Origin of the sequence: Roseimaritima multifibrata (assembly GCF_007741495.1) — a bacterium.
In the GTDB taxonomy this organism is placed as follows: Bacteria; Planctomycetota; Planctomycetia; order Pirellulales; family Pirellulaceae; genus Roseimaritima; species Roseimaritima multifibrata.
In genome coordinates this window covers 5,710,120-5,726,433 of sequence record NZ_CP036262.1, presented here as the reverse complement: position 1 = coordinate 5,726,433, position 16,314 = coordinate 5,710,120, and the positions used below count along the sequence as shown (strand labels likewise).

18 protein-coding genes are annotated in these 16,314 nt (G+C 55.4%); 11 read left to right on the top strand and 7 right to left on the bottom strand.

Annotation, left to right across the window (positions count from 1 at the left end; genetic code table 11):
- Positions 1-533 precede the first annotated feature (533 nt).
- The 10 genes from FF011L_RS20830 to FF011L_RS20785 all read left to right on the top strand — a co-directional run bounded on the left by FF011L_RS20830 (position 534) and on the right by FF011L_RS20785 (position 7,150).
- Positions 534-965: a hypothetical protein gene (locus FF011L_RS20830; RefSeq protein ID WP_145353919.1), complete on the top strand. Its 432-nt coding sequence runs from the start codon at positions 534-536 to the stop codon at positions 963-965.
- Between the two features lie 112 nt (positions 966-1,077).
- Positions 1,078-1,647 carry a hypothetical protein gene (locus FF011L_RS20825; protein WP_145353918.1) on the top strand — a complete coding sequence of 190 codons (570 nt, stop codon included), beginning with the start codon at positions 1,078-1,080 and terminating at the stop codon, positions 1,645-1,647.
- Between the two features lie 100 nt (positions 1,648-1,747).
- Positions 1,748-2,356, top strand: a complete 609-nt coding sequence (locus FF011L_RS20820; RefSeq protein ID WP_145353917.1) for a hypothetical protein — start codon at positions 1,748-1,750, stop codon at positions 2,354-2,356.
- A gap of 144 nt (positions 2,357-2,500) precedes the next feature.
- Positions 2,501-2,761: a hypothetical protein gene (locus FF011L_RS20815; protein ID WP_145353916.1), complete on the top strand. Its 261-nt coding sequence runs from the start codon at positions 2,501-2,503 to the stop codon at positions 2,759-2,761.
- Between the two features lie 341 nt (positions 2,762-3,102).
- A complete protein-coding gene (locus tag FF011L_RS20810) occupies positions 3,103-3,348 on the top strand; it encodes a hypothetical protein (protein WP_145353915.1) in 246 nt (81 codons plus the stop codon).
- A gap of 2 nt (positions 3,349-3,350) precedes the next feature.
- Complete coding sequence (locus FF011L_RS20805; protein ID WP_261342550.1) at positions 3,351-3,764, top strand: four helix bundle protein; 414 nt, start codon at positions 3,351-3,353, stop codon at positions 3,762-3,764.
- A 306-nt stretch (positions 3,765-4,070) separates the two neighbouring features.
- Positions 4,071-4,703 carry a DUF1294 domain-containing protein gene (locus FF011L_RS20800; RefSeq protein WP_145353914.1) on the top strand — a complete coding sequence of 211 codons (633 nt, stop codon included), beginning with the start codon at positions 4,071-4,073 and terminating at the stop codon, positions 4,701-4,703.
- Between the two features lie 657 nt (positions 4,704-5,360).
- On the top strand, positions 5,361-5,777 hold the full coding sequence (locus FF011L_RS20795) for a hypothetical protein (RefSeq protein WP_145353913.1): 417 nt from the start codon (positions 5,361-5,363) through the stop codon (positions 5,775-5,777).
- The gene (locus FF011L_RS20790) at positions 5,774-6,010 is read left to right on the top strand and encodes a hypothetical protein (RefSeq protein ID WP_145353911.1); all 237 of its coding nucleotides are present in this window, start codon (positions 5,774-5,776) and stop codon (positions 6,008-6,010) included. Before FF011L_RS20795 ends, FF011L_RS20790 begins: the two co-directional genes overlap by 4 nt.
- A gap of 546 nt (positions 6,011-6,556) precedes the next feature.
- Complete coding sequence (locus FF011L_RS20785) at positions 6,557-7,150, top strand: YdeI/OmpD-associated family protein (protein ID WP_145353909.1); 594 nt, start codon at positions 6,557-6,559, stop codon at positions 7,148-7,150.
- 295 nt (positions 7,151-7,445) lie between these two features.
- Here the strand turns inward: FF011L_RS20785 and fabF are convergent, their stop codons facing one another.
- The 6 genes from fabF to FF011L_RS20755 form a co-directional block, all read right to left on the bottom strand.
- Positions 7,446-8,687, bottom strand: a complete 1,242-nt coding sequence (gene fabF / locus FF011L_RS20780; protein WP_145353907.1) for a beta-ketoacyl-ACP synthase II — start codon at positions 8,685-8,687, stop codon at positions 7,446-7,448.
- A gap of 142 nt (positions 8,688-8,829) precedes the next feature.
- Positions 8,830-9,075 (bottom strand): acyl carrier protein, encoded by a 246-nt coding sequence (locus FF011L_RS20775; protein WP_145353905.1) that lies wholly within the window; start codon positions 9,073-9,075, stop codon positions 8,830-8,832.
- Positions 9,076-9,318: 243 nt separating this feature from the next.
- Positions 9,319-10,077 (bottom strand): 3-oxoacyl-[acyl-carrier-protein] reductase, encoded by a 759-nt coding sequence (fabG, locus tag FF011L_RS20770; RefSeq protein ID WP_145353903.1) that lies wholly within the window; start codon positions 10,075-10,077, stop codon positions 9,319-9,321.
- 52 nt (positions 10,078-10,129) lie between these two features.
- Positions 10,130-11,065 (bottom strand): ACP S-malonyltransferase, encoded by a 936-nt coding sequence (gene fabD, locus FF011L_RS20765; protein ID WP_145353901.1) that lies wholly within the window; start codon positions 11,063-11,065, stop codon positions 10,130-10,132.
- Positions 11,066-11,111: 46 nt separating this feature from the next.
- The gene (rpmF, locus tag FF011L_RS20760; protein ID WP_145353899.1) at positions 11,112-11,294 is read right to left on the bottom strand and encodes a 50S ribosomal protein L32; all 183 of its coding nucleotides are present in this window, start codon (positions 11,292-11,294) and stop codon (positions 11,112-11,114) included.
- Positions 11,295-11,434: 140 nt separating this feature from the next.
- Complete coding sequence (locus tag FF011L_RS20755; RefSeq protein ID WP_145353897.1) at positions 11,435-13,615, bottom strand: hypothetical protein; 2,181 nt, start codon at positions 13,613-13,615, stop codon at positions 11,435-11,437.
- A 175-nt stretch (positions 13,616-13,790) separates the two neighbouring features.
- Here FF011L_RS20755 and FF011L_RS20750 point away from each other — a divergent pair, with 175 nt between their 5' ends.
- Positions 13,791-14,264: a CBS domain-containing protein gene (locus FF011L_RS20750; RefSeq protein WP_145353895.1), complete on the top strand. Its 474-nt coding sequence runs from the start codon at positions 13,791-13,793 to the stop codon at positions 14,262-14,264.
- 248 nt (positions 14,265-14,512) lie between these two features.
- On the opposite strand, the gene FF011L_RS20745 is transcribed toward FF011L_RS20750, so the two are convergent.
- The gene (locus FF011L_RS20745) at positions 14,513-16,012 is read right to left on the bottom strand and encodes a coiled-coil domain-containing protein (RefSeq protein WP_145353893.1); all 1,500 of its coding nucleotides are present in this window, start codon (positions 16,010-16,012) and stop codon (positions 14,513-14,515) included.
- Positions 16,013-16,314: the final 302 nt, after the last annotated feature.

Sequence of the window (16,314 nt, the reverse complement as noted above, 5' to 3'; positions counted from 1 at the left end):
CGTCGATTCGTACAAGCAACATCGCGGATCGCCGCCGTGTGACCACCACCGTTCCCCGACTGAAACACTAGCGACAGATACAATCCGCACTTCGTCCAACGCTTCTCGAACCAAATGGCACACGTAACACTTTCCGACCGCGAACTCGCTCGACTCGAACGCATTCTCGCTGTTTCGGATCTGGAGCCACAGCGGAGAATGTCATATTTGATGTTCTGGATCGCTGGTGTGTTTGCGGTCGGTGGATTCGCATTCATTGCATCCAGACCTTCATCGCACTTGGGGCTGCTAGCTTTCGCGTTCGCAAGTGTCATGATGGGATTCATGCGATTGGGCTACTATCATCTTTTTCGACTCTTGCATCATCAATCACAATTGTTAGCTGCGGCGTCTGGCACGCTGGGGACGAAACCACAAGACGGCGGGGAACCATCGCGTGCACCCGGGGACGCGAGTCGGGCGGTTTGAAATTGGAAATCTTTCACGCGTGTCGGGTGACGCGTGACGTTACTCGACTATGAAAGCCCACTACCATGTTCTCCTCCAAATCATACCTAGTACTCACCATTTTAGGCCTTGCTGCGTTTCTTGTTTCAACGACCATTTCGGCACAGACTTCTACAGAAGAGTCTGACTCTCGAATTCGAGATTTATTGATCGAAAAACGCGACGTACTTGAACGCCATCTCACCTACGTCGAATCGCAATTCGGGATGGGCGAACTCCAGTCGCTAGATGTGCTCGACGCAAAGCTGAAGCTGTTGGATGCCGAACTGGCGCTTGCAGATTCCGCTGCTGACCGCATCAAGATTTTCAAGGATCGGCTGGACGTCCACCGAGCTATGGAATCGCAAACTATGGAACTATACACGCTTGGAAACGTGACATATGGCGAGAACATAGAAGCTGTTGTGCATAGGATTGACGCTGCGATCGACTTGTCGAGAGCGACGGGAGACGACTGAAGGCGAGTAACCATCGCGTGCACCCGGGCACGCGAGTTGGCCGGTTTTGAAATTGAGAATCTTTCGCGCGTGCCGGGTGACGCGTGCCGTTACGCCAATTCAACTTGCACCAATGACTGATAGCAGCGTCTGGACGTTCGGCTCGCAACCGTGGTACCGCAAGGTAGCCCTGTTCCTTTTGTTGCCGTTTGTGATGCCGGCAATTCCCCTCGTTTTCGCCATCTTGGCGCTCATGGGTGTATACGCAGTCACCGCAAACTACATGTTTGAACGACGTATTCGCAGGCGGATGCGCCGTAGCGGCCGATATCTTTCTTTGTCCATAGCACGCGAACGCATCGCGTCAGATGGTGGTACGCTAATCATCGAGAATCCATCGCTTGGCTGGAGCTTCACGCATGCATGGTGGACGCCCGATGACGTACGATCATCTTCACCATTTGCCGTTCCAACTAACGACGATTACAGAAACGCCGCCGAACAAATGCAATGTCTTGATTGGGACAAATGGTGCTGGGACAATTACACGTGCCCTGACAATGACGGAGCATTTCTGCTTCGTGTGTGGAATGGAGCAACGATAGAACGAAAGCTCAAGAAATGGTTCGCAGAGTTGGACGTGGTTCATACTTGGACCGCTTTCGTGCACACGCCGGAGAATCCAGACGCGCGCACGGCGTAACCACGCGATGAACGCGGAATGGCCGACAGCGCGTTTGCAAATGGAAGATCAACTGCGGCGACCCGGTTGTCGCAACCGTTGTCTGGCACGGAGGATTGAAATGCGAAAGATGATTCGAAGCGTCTGCCTCTCATTGGTTGCCCTTGCTGGTACGCCGAGTTGCGCTGGTGATCCGGCTACTCAACTCAACGGCACATGGGAATATGTGGCGGCAATCGAGGCGGATCGTATCATCACATACGATGAGTCATCAGCAATACAGCTCGTAATCTTGGACAATACGTGGGCGCTGTTCAAGGGTGGAAGGCTGATTCAGGGCACTGTCGAAAACGTTGATTACAACAAGCAGACTAGCCCCGTATCGTTCGTTCGCCGTAAGGGCAAAGCTCCGCATGCTGTTGGTCACGCCATCGTGAAGCTATATGATGACCATCTGATGTACACGACCACCCCAGTGGACGCGACCGGATTTGGCTCGACGTCTGGGGCGGTTGGTAATTACAAATCCGATCCGGACGGCGGTGGGGAAAATGTGACCGATCCGCTCGGTGGCACGAGTGGCGGTGTTGGCCGCCCTTCCCAGCATCCGCCAAAATCCTTCTCACCGGAAGGAACGTCCAACGACCAATACATTCTTCGGCGAATCAACGACTCAACATGCCTGATGAGCCAGATCACAAATGGATTGCACGAGCGTCGCGCGTTTTGACAGATCAAACTTCCCCCTTGCCCGACCCCGTGAATCCTGGCGTTCGCCGACGGAATGATTTGACATCAATTCCTGGGGCCATCACTAACTACACTGGATGCTATTGACGTGCCGTTCGTGCTTGAGATTTTCATTCCCGCATCAATGAGCCCGATAAATCGCGGCGAACTGTACGACCTTCCTCTCTGCGATATTTTCGACGAATTGGACGATGGTGATGTCGTTGGCGGGGGAACCTACGCCACGTCTGGGGTGATCGAGGGTTGCCATGTTGTGTTCGAGACTTCGGATGTTGGTCGTGTCATGCCATACGTACTGAATTTGCTCTCATCTTCAAACGCTCCGGTTGGCACTATCTTTCGGCAACTTGAGCCCGACGAAATCAAATTGCATGTCGTAAGCTGATTCCCTTTAACGTGTCGGCACGCATGTTCGATTGCAATTTGATTTGCTCGCGGTAGACGCGATTGATATGCTCTATTCAACGCCGTTGGCTTTAGGTTGTGTACACCCGCTGCAAGGCGGCGCACGAGAGAATTGCACAGGAGTGGCGGTGGCCGTGCGATGCGAAGTGAATGATCAATTCTCGCCACCACCGTGAATTCCAACGTGCGTCCAAACGGACAGCTTTTTGCCGTTTCGAGTCCATCGTGTACACTATGCCATAGTTCGCCCGTCCCCGCTGATCACTTACTTTTGCCGACTCGAGTTTATTGAATCCTAACCCTTCAGCACAGCAACTCACCATGTGGAAAGACGGAAAGACGCTTGAACAAGTTGCTAGCGATGTGCTGCGTAGCTACTTGGTCCGCTGCCACCGCATCGTCGCAGCGGAGTACCCGGAGGTCGCTGGCATGACGGCTGAGCATAGTGCCGACTACCTGATGCACTTGCGTGAAACCGGACGCATCACGATTGGACTTTACAATAAGGATGCGAACCGCATTGGCTGCAAGATCACAATCAATGACGGTGAAGACTCTCCTGCCTGACGTTGAACATCGCCGAGGGCAACGGCAGACGAAGCTTGAAGGGTCGTGCTCGATTTTTCGATATAGCTCGCGGTTCGTCGTTTGAGTGCACGGCGATTCAAGATGTCTTGGTCGCGACTGGTAGGGTGAACGACTCAACGAGTCGCGATTTAAAGTTCAAGCTCAAGCGAATCGTGGCAATGTTGACTCGGATGGCCATGAAATTTGACGACGTCAAAGAACCTTCGGTAGACTATGCCGTGCCGATCGATTACGAGCACGAGCACCGCGATGCTGAGCACGAGCACGCGAGAGGTCCGGAACCATGTAATGCACCTGATGGCGGCTTGCAAGGTTTTAGTGTTGGAAAATTAATCGTCCGGCCCAGGTTACGGCAATCGTTCTTGTGGTCCAGCGTTCTCTTGCAGTTTTCGTGATAGCCTAGGGCTGTAGGGCAGTCATTGATCGTTTCGGACTAGGGCAACCTGGCGCATCCATTCGCGTAGATTAGCGTTATTCGCGGGCAATGTTGCGCGCATGTTTTTGCCCGCTAATAACGCTAATCTACGCGAATGATAGGACGTGTGATGCGCAGTCGACCTTGATGCGTGTTGCCGCTGCTCCATGACTTGGTATCGATTCTTGTTGCTCGGCTCCATTTCGGCCAGTATGTTAAGGGCGTGCAAGCAGCATCGCGGATCGCCGCCGTGTGACCAACACCGTTAGCTCTCGGAAAACTCAATTTGCGGTATCAAGGCAGAATAGCGAGCTGGAATGATGAACGTGGCTTTGGGTTCATCACTCCGATCGGCGACGGAAGACGAGTCTTCGTTCACATCAATTCCATTTCAGGTCGACATCGCAGGCCAATTGAAAATGACATGGTGGCCTACGAAATCGGGACGGATGCCAATGGACGAGTGCGGGCTGAACGCGTCGTATTCGCTGGCGAGCGTCTGCCGTGGAATGCCTCCTTTCAACTTGGATACGTTGCGCTCACGTTTGCCGGTATCTTCTTGGTGGTTCTGGCGGGGGCGGTTGTTTTTGGGAAGCTGCCGTCTCTAATTCTCTGGCTCTATTTCGTCGCTAGCGCTGTCGCATTTGTTGCCTACTCGCTCGACAAGTCCGCTGCAAAGCAGGGCCGTTGGCGAACACAAGAAAGCACTTTGCATCTTTTTGGGCTGGTAGGTGGTTGGCCAGGTGCTGCAGTCGCACAGTCGCTGCTTCGTCACAAATCCAGAAAGCAGTCTTTTCAAGTCGTGTTTTGGTTTACGATCGTGCTCAATTGCAGTGCCCTCGGCTGGTTGTTCTCGCCGTCGGGTGCCGTTGTGCTTCGTGCCATTTTCGAGATGTCGCGAGAGCTAACCAACAGGTGAACGCGAGCCGGAATAGACCCGTCTGACTCGCTTCTCTCGGCAATGCCCTCTCCCGGCAGCGTGAACCGAAACGTTCTTGCCGGTTGATGCACCGTCCATGCTGTCCTTCAAAACTCTCCGTCGTCGATCGGTTCTTTTGGTTCAGTGTCCCCTGCAGCTTTTAAGGTTGTCATCGTTCGTTTCTGGCTCGGGAAACCTAGCCCATCCATTCGCGTCGATTGGCGATGTTAGCGGGCAATTTTGCGTGCATCTTCTTGCCCCCATTTTCTTGCCATTTGCTCGGTAGGGTTTGGCAGGAAGATGGGGGCAAGAAAATTCCAGTCATGGTCGATTGGTGGTCGGTTCCTCTTCGGTCAGCCGGCTTGGTGATTCGTTCGCAACACTGGCATACCGCAAGAACCATTATGCTTAGCTCGTATCCACAAATCGTTGATTTGATCTGGGGACGTCGCCTCAGATGACTGCCCGGCAGGTGGCGACGCCAATTAGCGGAGTGTGCTATCAGGCATCTATAATCAGATGTCCTCGCAATCATCCAGGGCTTTGTTGATCGTCTCGATTCATTTGGGCGCATCGGCAATCGTTGTCGGATTCGACTGGAACACTGTCCTGTTGCTGCACCTTTCCCCTTTAGCCACTCGTTCAATCTGATTCTTTATGGAACTTACCGCCACGCCGATTCCGAAACGCCGACGGCTTAACGGCACTGGACTTGAAACGATCCTTGACTTTACGGCCTTGCTTACATTGGTGCTTGGCGGGCTGGCATCGCTTGGAATCATTTTGTTCGCCGATGTTGCTGGATTCTTGCTTTTTTTCTCCGTCGCAATTGGTTCGTTTCTGAATTGGTTACTGCTTCGTTCACTCGCTGAACTGATCCGCCTGCAAAAACGAATCGTCGGGCTGGATTACGCTGGCCGAATCTCTGGCTCGTACGACGACACCGTTCCGACGTGCGGGAACTGTGGTGCAGTGCTACGCTCGGATGTTTGTTGCCATGGGTGTGGTGCTCGATTGTTGAAACCTGATGCGGACGGTTGCCCTCATCTCCCAAACGGTTCTACGATACAATGAAACGTCTTAAAGCTCCGCTGATCGCAACAGCAATTGTCTTGGTGGTTACGGTCGTGTTTGGCATCGGATCAATTGCTCTGATCTATAATTCCAGTGGATCGAATCGCAACAAGGCTGAGCGTGCAGGCATGGTTGGGGGCGGGATTGCGGCGTTTGGCTGTATCGTGATAGCTCCATTTTGGCTGTATGCTGCTGCAAAAATCGGACAGGAACGCAGACGCAATAGGACCTAGTGTTGCTTCAAGCAATTTTGTGGTCTAAGGATTTCGAGTCCTTTGCGATCATTTTCAAAATTCAAAGATTGACCCGATTTGGTGAGGTCGGGAATGGCCATCTGATGCAACCAGGCGGGCGCATTCGGTCGTTTTGAAGTGGATGATCAACTGTCGCCAACGTTCTTGCTGGATTCGATTGTTTTGGGTTTAGTCGCGTTGGCGCATCCATTCGCGCAGATTAGCGATCTTAGCGGGCAGTTTTGCGCGCATTTTTTTGCCCGCGAATAACGCTAATCTGCGCGAATGATACGACTGGTGATGCGCGGTCGCCATTGATGCGTGTTGTCGCTGCTCTATGACTTGGTGTCGTTGCTCGGTCCCAATTCGTCGCCTATGTTTAGGGCATGTAATGCCGATGCGACTGGCGGATCATTTGTTGTGCAATAAGCCCCTCTGTGGGAACTTTGTGATGCACTTGAGAGTCGGTGACGTTTTTCCGTAAACGTTACGTCGTGGTTCGCCGTCGTGTGACGACCAACTTTCTTCCCGAGTGTGTCTAGCTCCATGCCTGAACCGGATCCTGCGAGAATCATTTCCTTCGCATCGCCGAAAGATCTCAGTCGCTGGCTTGAGGTGAATCATGCCTCCGAAAGTGAACTGTGGGTGAAGATATTTAAGAAGAGGACTGGGATTCCGAGCGTGACTTGGGACGATGTGGTGATTGAGATGCTGTGCTGGGGCTGGATCGATGGCGTCAGAAAGTCCATCGATGAGCAAGCCTATCTGCAGCGGGTCACTCCAAGGAAGACGCGAAGCAGCTGGTCAAAAAGGAACCGAGAGCATGTGGAGCGATTGATGCGCGAAGGCCGGATGATGGAGGCAGGGCTGACGCATGTTCGTGCCGCCAAAGCGGACGGCCGGTGGGAGAAAGCCTATGTGGCAAGTGAAATGGAAGTGCCGGCGGATTTTCTGGCAGCTCTGGAGGGGAAGCCGGAGGCAAAGCAGTTTTTTGAAACGCTTAATAAATCGAGTCGCTATGTCATCGCGCATGGATTGACGAGTGCGAAGAAACCCGAAACCAGACAGAGGCGATTTGCAAAATTCATGGACATGCTTGTCCGCGAAGAAAAGCCAGGCTTGGGCTCGAAGAAGGCATAGCAATCCGTTGCAGGCGTAGTTTGTCGACGCCCGTAGGATTGGTCTCGGCATCCTTTTCTTCTAGTCTTCCTGCCCTCATTTTTGGGCCATGTTCTCGGTCGAAGTTGGCAAGAAGATGGGGGCAGGAAAATGCCTGTTGTGCTTGGATTATGACGCGAATGCCGCGCTGTTGATTACTGCCCTGCCCCTTTGGTCGACATCGTTGGACTCCGGTCTCGCAGGCTGTCGATTGTGCTGACAGCTTGTCGAGACTAGATGCGGGCGGACTGTTTTTGGGTGGCAGTCCGATCGGGCTTTAGCCGTCGTATCGTTTTAGCACGATGCAGGCGTTGTGGCCGCCGAAGCCGAAGCTGTTGCTCATCCCGATTTTGACCGAACGTTCGCGGGCTTCGTTCGGGGTGTAGTCGAGGTCGCAGGCTGGGTCGGGGTCGGTCAGGTTGATCGTTGGGTGGACGACGCCATGCTTCAGGGTCAGTGCGGTGACGATCGCTTCGATTCCACCGCTGGCTCCCAGGGAGTGCCCGATGGCCGCTTTGGTGCTGCTGATGGAAAGCTGTTTTGCGTGGTCCCCAAAGACTGCGTGGATCGCAGCGGTTTCGGCTTTGTCGCCCAACGGGGTGCTGGTGCCATGGGCGTTGACGTAATCGACATCCACTGGGTCGATCCCGGCGTTTTGGATGGCCATTCGCATTGCCTGGGCTGCACCGGCGCCTCGAGGGTCGGGCTGGGTGATATGGCCCGCGTCGCAGCTGCAACCGAATCCGATCACTTCAGCGATGATGTCGGCACCACGATTTTGTGCATGTTCCAGTTCTTCGAAAACCGACAGGCCGGCTCCTTCGCTAAGGACAAAGCCGTCGCGTTGGGAATCGAAGGGTCGGCTGGCCCGTTGCGGGTCGTCATTGCGGGACGAGAGGGCTTTCATGTTTTGGAAGCCGGCCAAGCCCATGCGGGTGATGGCCGCTTCGCTACCACCGGTGATCACAATATCGGTGTCGTCGTACTGGATGCTGCGGAGGGCATCCCCCATCGCGTTGGTTGCACTGGCACAGGCGGTGGCGACGCTGTAGTTGGGGCCTCGCAGGCCGTGCTGGATACCGATGTTCCCACCGGCTGCATTGAGCATCATTTTTGGGATGGTGAAGGGGCTGACACGGTCGGTCCCTTTGAACAGCATCCGTTCCATTTGGGCTTCAATTTCCCAAAGGCCGCCGATACCGGAGCCGAGAATGACTCCGCATCGTTCGCGATTTTCGGATTCGAATTGGAGGCCCGTTTGTTCGACGGCTCGCGTGCCCGCGAACATCGCGAACTGCGAGAAGCGGTCGAGGCGTTTGGCTTCTTTGCTGTCAGCAACGACACTGGGATCAAATTCAGGGATGTCTCCACCGATTTTGATTTTGAAACCAGAGGTGTCCAGCATTGTTAGATTATGAATGCCGCTTTTTCCAGCAACCAGATCGGACCAGAATTGTCCTACGTCGTCGCCCAAGGGGGTGACAAGACCGGTACCGGTGATGACCACACGCCGCTTCATCACGAACCCTCAACAGCAATCTAAGGTTGGGAAAAACAAACCGCCCGAGACCCATCCAGATTGCTGTCGCTCAAGAAGAGCTGAGCACAACTGTCGGAGGGCAGGGGCGGTGACAAGTACATAGAAAGATATGGGAGACGCGTTACGCGTCGTCCCCTTTTTCTTTTTCAATGAATTCGATCGCTTGACCGACCTTCTGGATTTTTTCGGCAGCATCATCAGGGATGCTGATATCGAATTCTTCTTCCAGTTCCATTACCAATTCAACGGTGTCGAGCGAGTCGGCACCCAGATCATTGACAAACGAGGTTTCTCGCGTGATTTTGTCTTTTTCAACACCAAGTTGCTCGGCAACAATGTCGACAACCCGTTCTTCAACCGAAGCCATGGGCCCATTCTCCTGAAAACGATTTCGTTTAAGCGGTAAGTGTTCTCTAATGGCCGTGGGTGTCAGAAGCGAAATGCGACCGGCACTGCAAACCAAGTAGCTCGAAAAGATAGGGGATGCGTGTAAAAGGCGTCAATACACTGAGAGCCTGCTGCGGCATGAATAACCGTGAAAAATCCCCGTTTTTCATTTGCAAGGGCTCTCTGAAGGCTTTTGTGTGGGGCTTTCATACCAAGGAAAGCCTTAGCCGCACATCCCACCATCGACAATAAGGGTCTGTCCAGTGATGTATCCGGCCGCTGGGCTGGCAAGAAAAAGGACCGCCGCAGCGACATCTTCTGGCTCACCGACGCGGTTCGCTGGGATCTGTTTGCGGACTTCACCCATCACCACGTCGCCCAATTTAGCGGTCATGTCACTGGCAATGAAACCAGGGGCAACGCAGTTTACGGTGATTCCGCGGTTGGCCAGTTCACGCGAGAGGGATCGAGAGAGCCCGATCATGCCCGCTTTGCTGGCCGAGTAGTTGGTTTGTCCCGCGTTCCCGATGACTCCGGAAATGCTGGCCATGTTGACGATCCGCCCGTATTTGGCTCGACGCATGATTGTCGCTGCGGCTCGGCAGGCAACGAAGCAGCTGGTCAGGTTAGCGGCGATCACGTCGTCCCATTCCTCGTCCGACATGCCTCGGAGCAGTTTATCGCGAGTCATGCCAGCGTTGTTGACCAAGATGTCCAAGCGTCCGGTTCTCTTGTGGACTCCGGCGATCGCCGCAGCGGTCGCTTCGCGGTCGGTGACGTCGCAGGCGATTGCCTCGGCCGATCCGCCCGCTTGAGTGATCTCTTCGACCGTCGCAGCAAGTTTTTCTGCGTTACGAGCGAGGCAGGCGACGTGGGCGCCATTGGCGGCTAGGGCAAGGGCAACCGATTTGCCAAGGCCTTGGGAAGCACCCGTGACGATCGCGGTCTGGTCTTTCAGGTCGACGGAGAGGGACAATTGCATATTTCAGTGTCTCTTGGGGGCAGAAAAAGATGGTTCTTGGATGACATGCCCTCTAGTTTCCAGGGTTGTCACCAAATCCGTCCATGGGGAAACGGCGTTCAATTCGTTTGATGGTCCCTTGAAGGACGCGTCCCGTTCCCAGTTCCAGAAAGCCTTCCACGCCATCTTCGATCATCCGGCGGATCGACGCTTCCCAGAGGACCGGTTCGGTGACCTGTTCCGCGAGCAGTTGGTGCATTTCCGAGCCGTCTTGATGCGGGTGGGCATCGACGTTGGAGTAAACCGGCAGCGGCGTGTCCATCGGCGGGGTTGCCGAGAGGGCTTCGCGGAGTCCGTTGACGGCTGGGTGCATCAGCGGGGTATGAAAAGCCCCGGCAACCGCCAGCGGGATTACTCGCGACGCACCTGCTTCTTTGGCGGTTTCTTCCAGGCGGCTTAGTGCGGACAGGTGTCCGGAAACCGCGATGTTGCCTGGGCAGAGCAGGTTTGCGGGCTGCAGGATTTCGTCTTCGTGGCGAGTCGCTTCGCAGACGGCGGTCAGTGTTTCCAGGTCCAGGCCCAGGACGCTTGCCATTCCGCTTTCGACTTCGTCCGCGGCGGCCTGCATCGCTTCGCCGCGTCGCTGAACCAGTCGCAGTGCGGATTCAAAGCTTAGGCCGCCAGCAAAACATACCGCCGTGTACTCACCCAGGCTTAGACCTGCGGTACAGGTAACCTTTTCGAGCAGTTCAGGGTGGCGTTCACGGAGCCCTTCGACGGCCGCCATGCCGGTGACGAACAGAGCGGGCTGTGAAAATTGGGTCGCGTTCAGTTTTTCCGTCGGGCCTTCGAAGCAGATCGCTGCCAGGTCGTATCCGAGGATATCTGCCGCGTTCAGAAATAGTTCACGAGCCGCTGGAAACGTATCGTAAAGCCATTTCCCCATGCCAGCATTCTGTGCTCCCTGTCCAGGGAACAGCAGGCCGACTTTTTGTACATCCAGAGTCATCGCCAGTCCGTCAGAAGTGTGTCTGAGTCAGCCGAGGGGGTTCGAATTACTGCTGCTCAGATTCGACCATGGTGCGGCCTTGATAAAGGCCACATTTTGGGCACACAACATGGGTAGGAACGGCCGTGCTGCACTGAGGGCAGTAGGTCAGTTGACGAGGGGTCAAACGATCGTGACTGCGGCGTTTGTTAGTACGACTGTTCGAGTGTTTACGTTTTGGGACAGCCATCGAAGCTCTTTCAACGTGCCAGTAAAAATGGATTGGTGAGGCGACACATCCTCAACGGACCAGGGGCCCGAAGGGACGGTCAGGCCCGGTATAGTAGAATCCAACCCATCGATCTGTCAATGTGCCCCTTGGCCCCTTTTTTAAGGAGTGATCAGTTTCGGGATTTGGCGGGCGATGAAACGGGGGGTTCGGCTGATTAGATGCTTGCTTGTGGGGTCGACGGCGACGTGCAGCGCGTCGGCCGACGGGACGTCCAGCGACGCCGCCATTCGCTCTAGAATTGCCCGTGATTTGCTGGGATCCAGCGGTGCGTAAGCGAATACCTCGGAGACGTCGTAGGTCGTTTCTGAACCGATCCACCACAGTCCGTTGCCGACATTCCAGGCCTTCAGTTGGTAGGGATCCAGGAGATTGTGGACGGCCTGTTTACCGTCCGTTTCGGCTAACCACGGCATCGCTCCGCTGCTGGGGGCTAGGCCTCGTGGAAGGGCATCGGACCAATTGATCAGGGGAAGTGCCCCGTTTGCTTGGCTGATTTCCACTAGTAAATCGATCGCCGAACGCGGTTGGTCCAGCGGTGCAATCGATTTTTGCCCTTCAATCGGAGGCCATTCAGGGGCGGCCGGGGATACCAGCCATCGGGTTGAACGAGCCGGAGGAAGCCGTGGCGGGAGTTTTCTGGCCAAGCGAACCGATTCCAGGGTCAGTGTCGCCATCCACAATTGAGGGGAAGAGGCCCCTTCGATTTCGATTCTTGGCTTTTCGTCCAGCACCAAACGAGCGGTCGGGGCGTCGGCGAGGCGGCGGACCGCCGATTCCAGGAATGCGTTGTTCGCCGAGGCGGCGTCGTTGGGCGGATCGATCAGATCGTCGACCAGCAACGCAGGGGCAAGTGCCGCTTGGATCGCCGCGTCGGGAGCACGGATCACGACGACGTGCTCTTTTCGCTCCGCTTCACAGCCCAGTTGGGCGGTTAAGTTGTCCAGGATCGCACTGGCGGTTGTCCAGCCGCTAGGCGGGGTTACCGGCTGAAGCGGATCGATCCCGGCGGCATCCAGGGAAACCATGTCGATCCCGATTGGGACGCTGGAAAGCTGTGACAGGAGCTGGACCCAGCGGACCAGCGGTGCTGGTTGAGGGTCGGCAGCTAGGCGGCGTTCCAACCACGATTCGACTTCGATTTGCTCGACCGCTTCCAGGTTGCTGGCGGCGGCGATCGCGGGCATGTCCAGTTCCACCTGCTCCAAAGTCGGAGGTGCGGGAAGGTTGGTTTGGTTCGCTGCACGGTCTTGATCGACGCTGAAGATATTCGTCCAGCGTTTCAGTTCCTCGGGGAGTTCTTCCCCGTTGTTCGCAGTCGCCGCGGGGGCGTCGTTCGCCCCTAAAACCGGATTCCCAATCATCGAATCGAGTAACGCTTGGTCCCCTGCGGGAGTATCTGTCGCTGGCATTTCTCCAGGAATTGGTTCGACAGGCGCGGTTGCCGCGGGAGACGCCGCCGGTGGGGTGATCGGATCGGGCTCCTCGGCAGGCATTGTTTCGGGGGGGAGCGGGCTTAAGTCGGGAGCCGCCGGTGCGGTTGGATCTTGGTTGCGAGGATCCCCCGCGTCGGGTGCGGAGCCGTCTGGTTCAGGGGCGTTTGCTGCCGCGGCGTCGGGGGCTAACGAGGGTGTGGGGGCATCGCTGGCGTCCGGGGCGGAAGGATCGGTGGCGGGAGAATTCCCTGCGACCGCCGGACCGTTTTCTTCCGCTTGCCACCAATGAACGAACATTGTGAATGCGATGACCGAAACGACCAAACCGACAAACGATAAAGCGCTGATCATCGCGACTTGGCGAGTTTTGCGGCTGGCGGCACTTTGGGCAAAGGCGGCCGCATCCAGTCGGCTTGGTTCTGCCGGATTTTCGTCCGCCTGCGTTTGGGGGGGAAGTCCTTCGTCGTCGAAGACGGGACCCGCGGCGAATTCGTCAGGCCCCGGCAAGCGACCGCTGGGCGATTCCGCGTCACTCCCCTGCTCTGCCCCGTCGGTGAAGCTTCCTGCGGTCAGCGATTCTTGGGTGAGTGCTTGGCTGTCGACGGTTCCATCGGGGCCCACCGAGATTCTCTGGTTGGAATCGGACGACGTTTCGTCAGTTTCCGATGGCCCAGGTTCTGGAGGCCCAGGTTCCGGAGGTCCAGGATGCAGGTCTCCGGTGGGTGGTGCGGCAACTTCGACCATTCCGCCGCACTTTGGGCACGAGATGATCTGTCCGATCAGGCTAGGGTCGCGGACCTTTAGCCGGCTTCCGCAGGTGGTGCATTCAATGCTCAGGATTTCCAAGGGTCGGATTTCCGCTTAATTTTCAGACAAGGGGCTTTTATAAAGTCTACCAGCCGAATTGGATTTTGGCGCAGAATATTATTTTGTTGACCTGAGCTGCTGAGAGTGTCACGATCGTATTCGGTGGTTCCACGCCCGATCGACAAGGGCTTCTTATCTTTTCTGGAGCAGCACGATGAAACAGACAGTCACAGCACGCGACATGATGGTTTCAAATTTGGTGACTCTTTCGCCGGAGATGGACGTTTTGGACGCGATTGATGTTCTTCTGAAACGCCACATTTCCGGGGCCCCCGTCGTCGATAGCGAGGGAAGGTTTTTAGGGATCTTTTCGGAAAAATCGTGTATGCAGTTTGCCGTCGGAGCGCTCTACGACCAGCTTCCTTCAAACAACCTGATGGCATTTGTTGACACCAACCCGCCAGCGGTTGATGAAGAGACCGATTTGCTTTCGATCGCTCAGAAGTTCCTCGATGCCGCTTGCCGGCGTCTGCCCGTACTGGATTTCGCCGGCCGATTGAGCGGTCAGATCAGTCGTCGCGACGTGATGAAAGTGGTCCAGCATCACCTGCGAGGAAAAGACGGAGTCAAAGCGGGGGCGGGGCTTTACATCAGTGCCGTTGTTGTCAGCGGCGAAAGACCCGTCTAACCCGAATGATTTGTCGCAGCGGTCTGCAGCCTTTTCTCTCTTCCCTTCAGGTCCGCACTCCTTGGGGGAGATGCGACAGACGGCGGGCTGGTCGCACCTTTTCCGTTTTAACGGTGTGTTCGTCCTAAAATTGGCGTCCTAAAATCCGCGCCATGACGGAGCGTGAAGGTTTGGCAAACCCTTACGATTTGGCAAACCTTTTTGAATGCTGTCGCGGAAGCCAGCATGAATCGTCTGGGCTGGCCAGGCTATTCTGCGGCGACCGCTTCGACGCGTTCTTCGATCAGTTCGGCCAGTTCGGTATGGATCGAAGTCAGTTCTTGAGAAAGCTGCTGATTCAGTCGATACAGTTCTGCCAAGGTTTTGCGGCTGGAATCAAGTTCTTGCTCCAGTTTCTTGGAGAATTGATCAACGGCGGTCCGTTCTCGGATCAGTTGTCCGTTATCCGATTCCAGGTGGTTCTTGGTTACCTGGAACTGTTGGTTCATCGCATCGGTCTGAGCCATCGTCTCTTCAAGAATCTTCTTCTGCTTGGTCTGTTGAGCGATTTGATCGCGGACTTCGTCCAGGCGAAGTTCGGTTCGTCGCAGGATAAACCGGTAATCGTTCAATCGGCGGACGCTGTGGTTGACCAGGATTTCCGCAATCCCTTGGTCACGTAGGTCGATCGCAGTGTCGTAGGGAACATAGACTTCGTCGCCGCTTTCAAAGCTGACGGTCGTTTCGTCGCCATCTCGCTTGAGGCGGCTATCGACAGCAAGGCCCTGTTCAAAGAACCCACCCTCTTCGGCTCCGCGGTCCTCGGCACTATCGACGTCTTCGCTGTAATCTTTGATGAATTTGATTTTCGACCAGCGGACCAAATATTCGTTGCGAGCTGCCGAGACGGCCGGGGCCTCACCATCGGTCTCTTCGACGCTCTCGATAATGGCTCCGCCTTCACCAACGCGTTGCCCATCCTGAAGATAGGCTTGCAGGATTTCTGCGGGAACTCGATTGCCGAACAGGCTTTCCACCAATTCCGCATCGACGCGGCCAAACATATTGGCGTCGCTCGGCTGGCTGCCGGGGGCCAAGAATGGGCCGTGACCGTCCAGCGGGAGCAATTCGTAAAGGGACCAGCTTTTGGCCGCTCCGCTCTCGATCGCTTGTCGTTGCCGGGGGCTAGGGGTTCCAGCGGCAGCCACCACCACTTGGTTCGGGGTGCTGCTGATAACGTTGAATTCGCCCAGATAGACTGTTGGAACCAGCGAAACCGTTTCGTTAAATGTCATTTCCTGTTCGGCGAAGCCGTAGAGGACGATGCTTTCGGGGACCATGGGGACCGCGTCGGCGGCCGCAGCTGGTGCGGCTGGATCAACAGGAGCGTTCGGATCGGGCATTTTGACCAGTGTGATTCCCTCAGGGGTCACATTTTGCATGGCCAGATGACGCCAGACCCGGCCCGATTCAGAGCTCAGTTTTTGCAGTTCCAGTTGGAGGTGGCGAACCCCTCCTTCCTCCTGGTTTAACTGAACATTTTTGGCTTTTAGGTCAATCAATTGCTTTTCGACCTGCTGGAACATCTGGTTCCAAGCGACTCGAGTCTTCAGTACTCCTGCAAGGGGAGCGAGAAAGACGATCGAAAGGATCATCAATGTGACGGCTAGGACGATATGGTACCAACGCCAGATGTCAGCACTTTTCCATAGAAAGACTAGGAAAGCGATGACATACAACGCTAGCAGGACGATCAGGACAATGTTCATGGTCGCGTTGTGCCAACTCCGAAGTGACGCTGCCGGGTATAGATGCGCCGAAGAAAAGACCGGTACGATCTAACCTACCGTAAGTTGGGCTATCTCCAACGTCAAGTTTTTCCTTCCAAAGCAATCTTATTTCGGGATCCCGTTGTCCGCTTCCCCTGTTGAACGGGCCCAATCGTTAAAGCCGACCCGACCGCTACGTCATGACCGGCATCTCCGTTACTAGCGGTCCGACTAGCGCGATCCGGTCAAGCCATTCGATGGGTAAGACCGAAACCGAATGTAGGCCGAAAGTCGGCCATCGC

Excerpts from the sequence above, each read along its gene's own strand:
- FF011L_RS20815 (WP_145353916.1), top strand. The coding sequence starts at position 2,501 with ATGAGCCCGATAAATCGCGGCGAACTGTACGACCTTCCTCTCTGCGAT.
- FF011L_RS20785 (WP_145353909.1), top strand. The coding sequence starts at position 6,557 with ATGCCTGAACCGGATCCTGCGAGAATCATTTCCTTCGCATCGCCGAAA.
- FF011L_RS20745 (WP_145353893.1), bottom strand. The coding sequence starts at position 16,012 with ATGAACATTGTCCTGATCGTCCTGCTAGCGTTGTATGTCATCGCTTTC.
- fabG (WP_145353903.1), bottom strand. The coding sequence starts at position 10,077 with ATGCAATTGTCCCTCTCCGTCGACCTGAAAGACCAGACCGCGATCGTC.
- fabF (WP_145353907.1), bottom strand. The coding sequence starts at position 8,687 with ATGAAGCGGCGTGTGGTCATCACCGGTACCGGTCTTGTCACCCCCTTG.
- FF011L_RS20750 (WP_145353895.1), top strand. The coding sequence starts at position 13,791 with ATGAAACAGACAGTCACAGCACGCGACATGATGGTTTCAAATTTGGTG.
- FF011L_RS20795 (WP_145353913.1), top strand. The coding sequence starts at position 5,361 with ATGGAACTTACCGCCACGCCGATTCCGAAACGCCGACGGCTTAACGGC.
- FF011L_RS20790 (WP_145353911.1), top strand. The coding sequence starts at position 5,774 with ATGAAACGTCTTAAAGCTCCGCTGATCGCAACAGCAATTGTCTTGGTG.
- FF011L_RS20830 (WP_145353919.1), top strand. The coding sequence starts at position 534 with ATGTTCTCCTCCAAATCATACCTAGTACTCACCATTTTAGGCCTTGCT.
- fabD (WP_145353901.1), bottom strand. The coding sequence starts at position 11,065 with ATGACTCTGGATGTACAAAAAGTCGGCCTGCTGTTCCCTGGACAGGGA.
- FF011L_RS20775 (WP_145353905.1), bottom strand. The coding sequence starts at position 9,075 with ATGGCTTCGGTTGAAGAACGGGTTGTCGACATTGTTGCCGAGCAACTT.
- FF011L_RS20810 (WP_145353915.1), top strand. The coding sequence starts at position 3,103 with ATGTGGAAAGACGGAAAGACGCTTGAACAAGTTGCTAGCGATGTGCTG.
- rpmF (WP_145353899.1), bottom strand. The coding sequence starts at position 11,294 with ATGGCTGTCCCAAAACGTAAACACTCGAACAGTCGTACTAACAAACGC.
- FF011L_RS20820 (WP_145353917.1), top strand. The coding sequence starts at position 1,748 with ATGCGAAAGATGATTCGAAGCGTCTGCCTCTCATTGGTTGCCCTTGCT.
- FF011L_RS20825 (WP_145353918.1), top strand. The coding sequence starts at position 1,078 with ATGACTGATAGCAGCGTCTGGACGTTCGGCTCGCAACCGTGGTACCGC.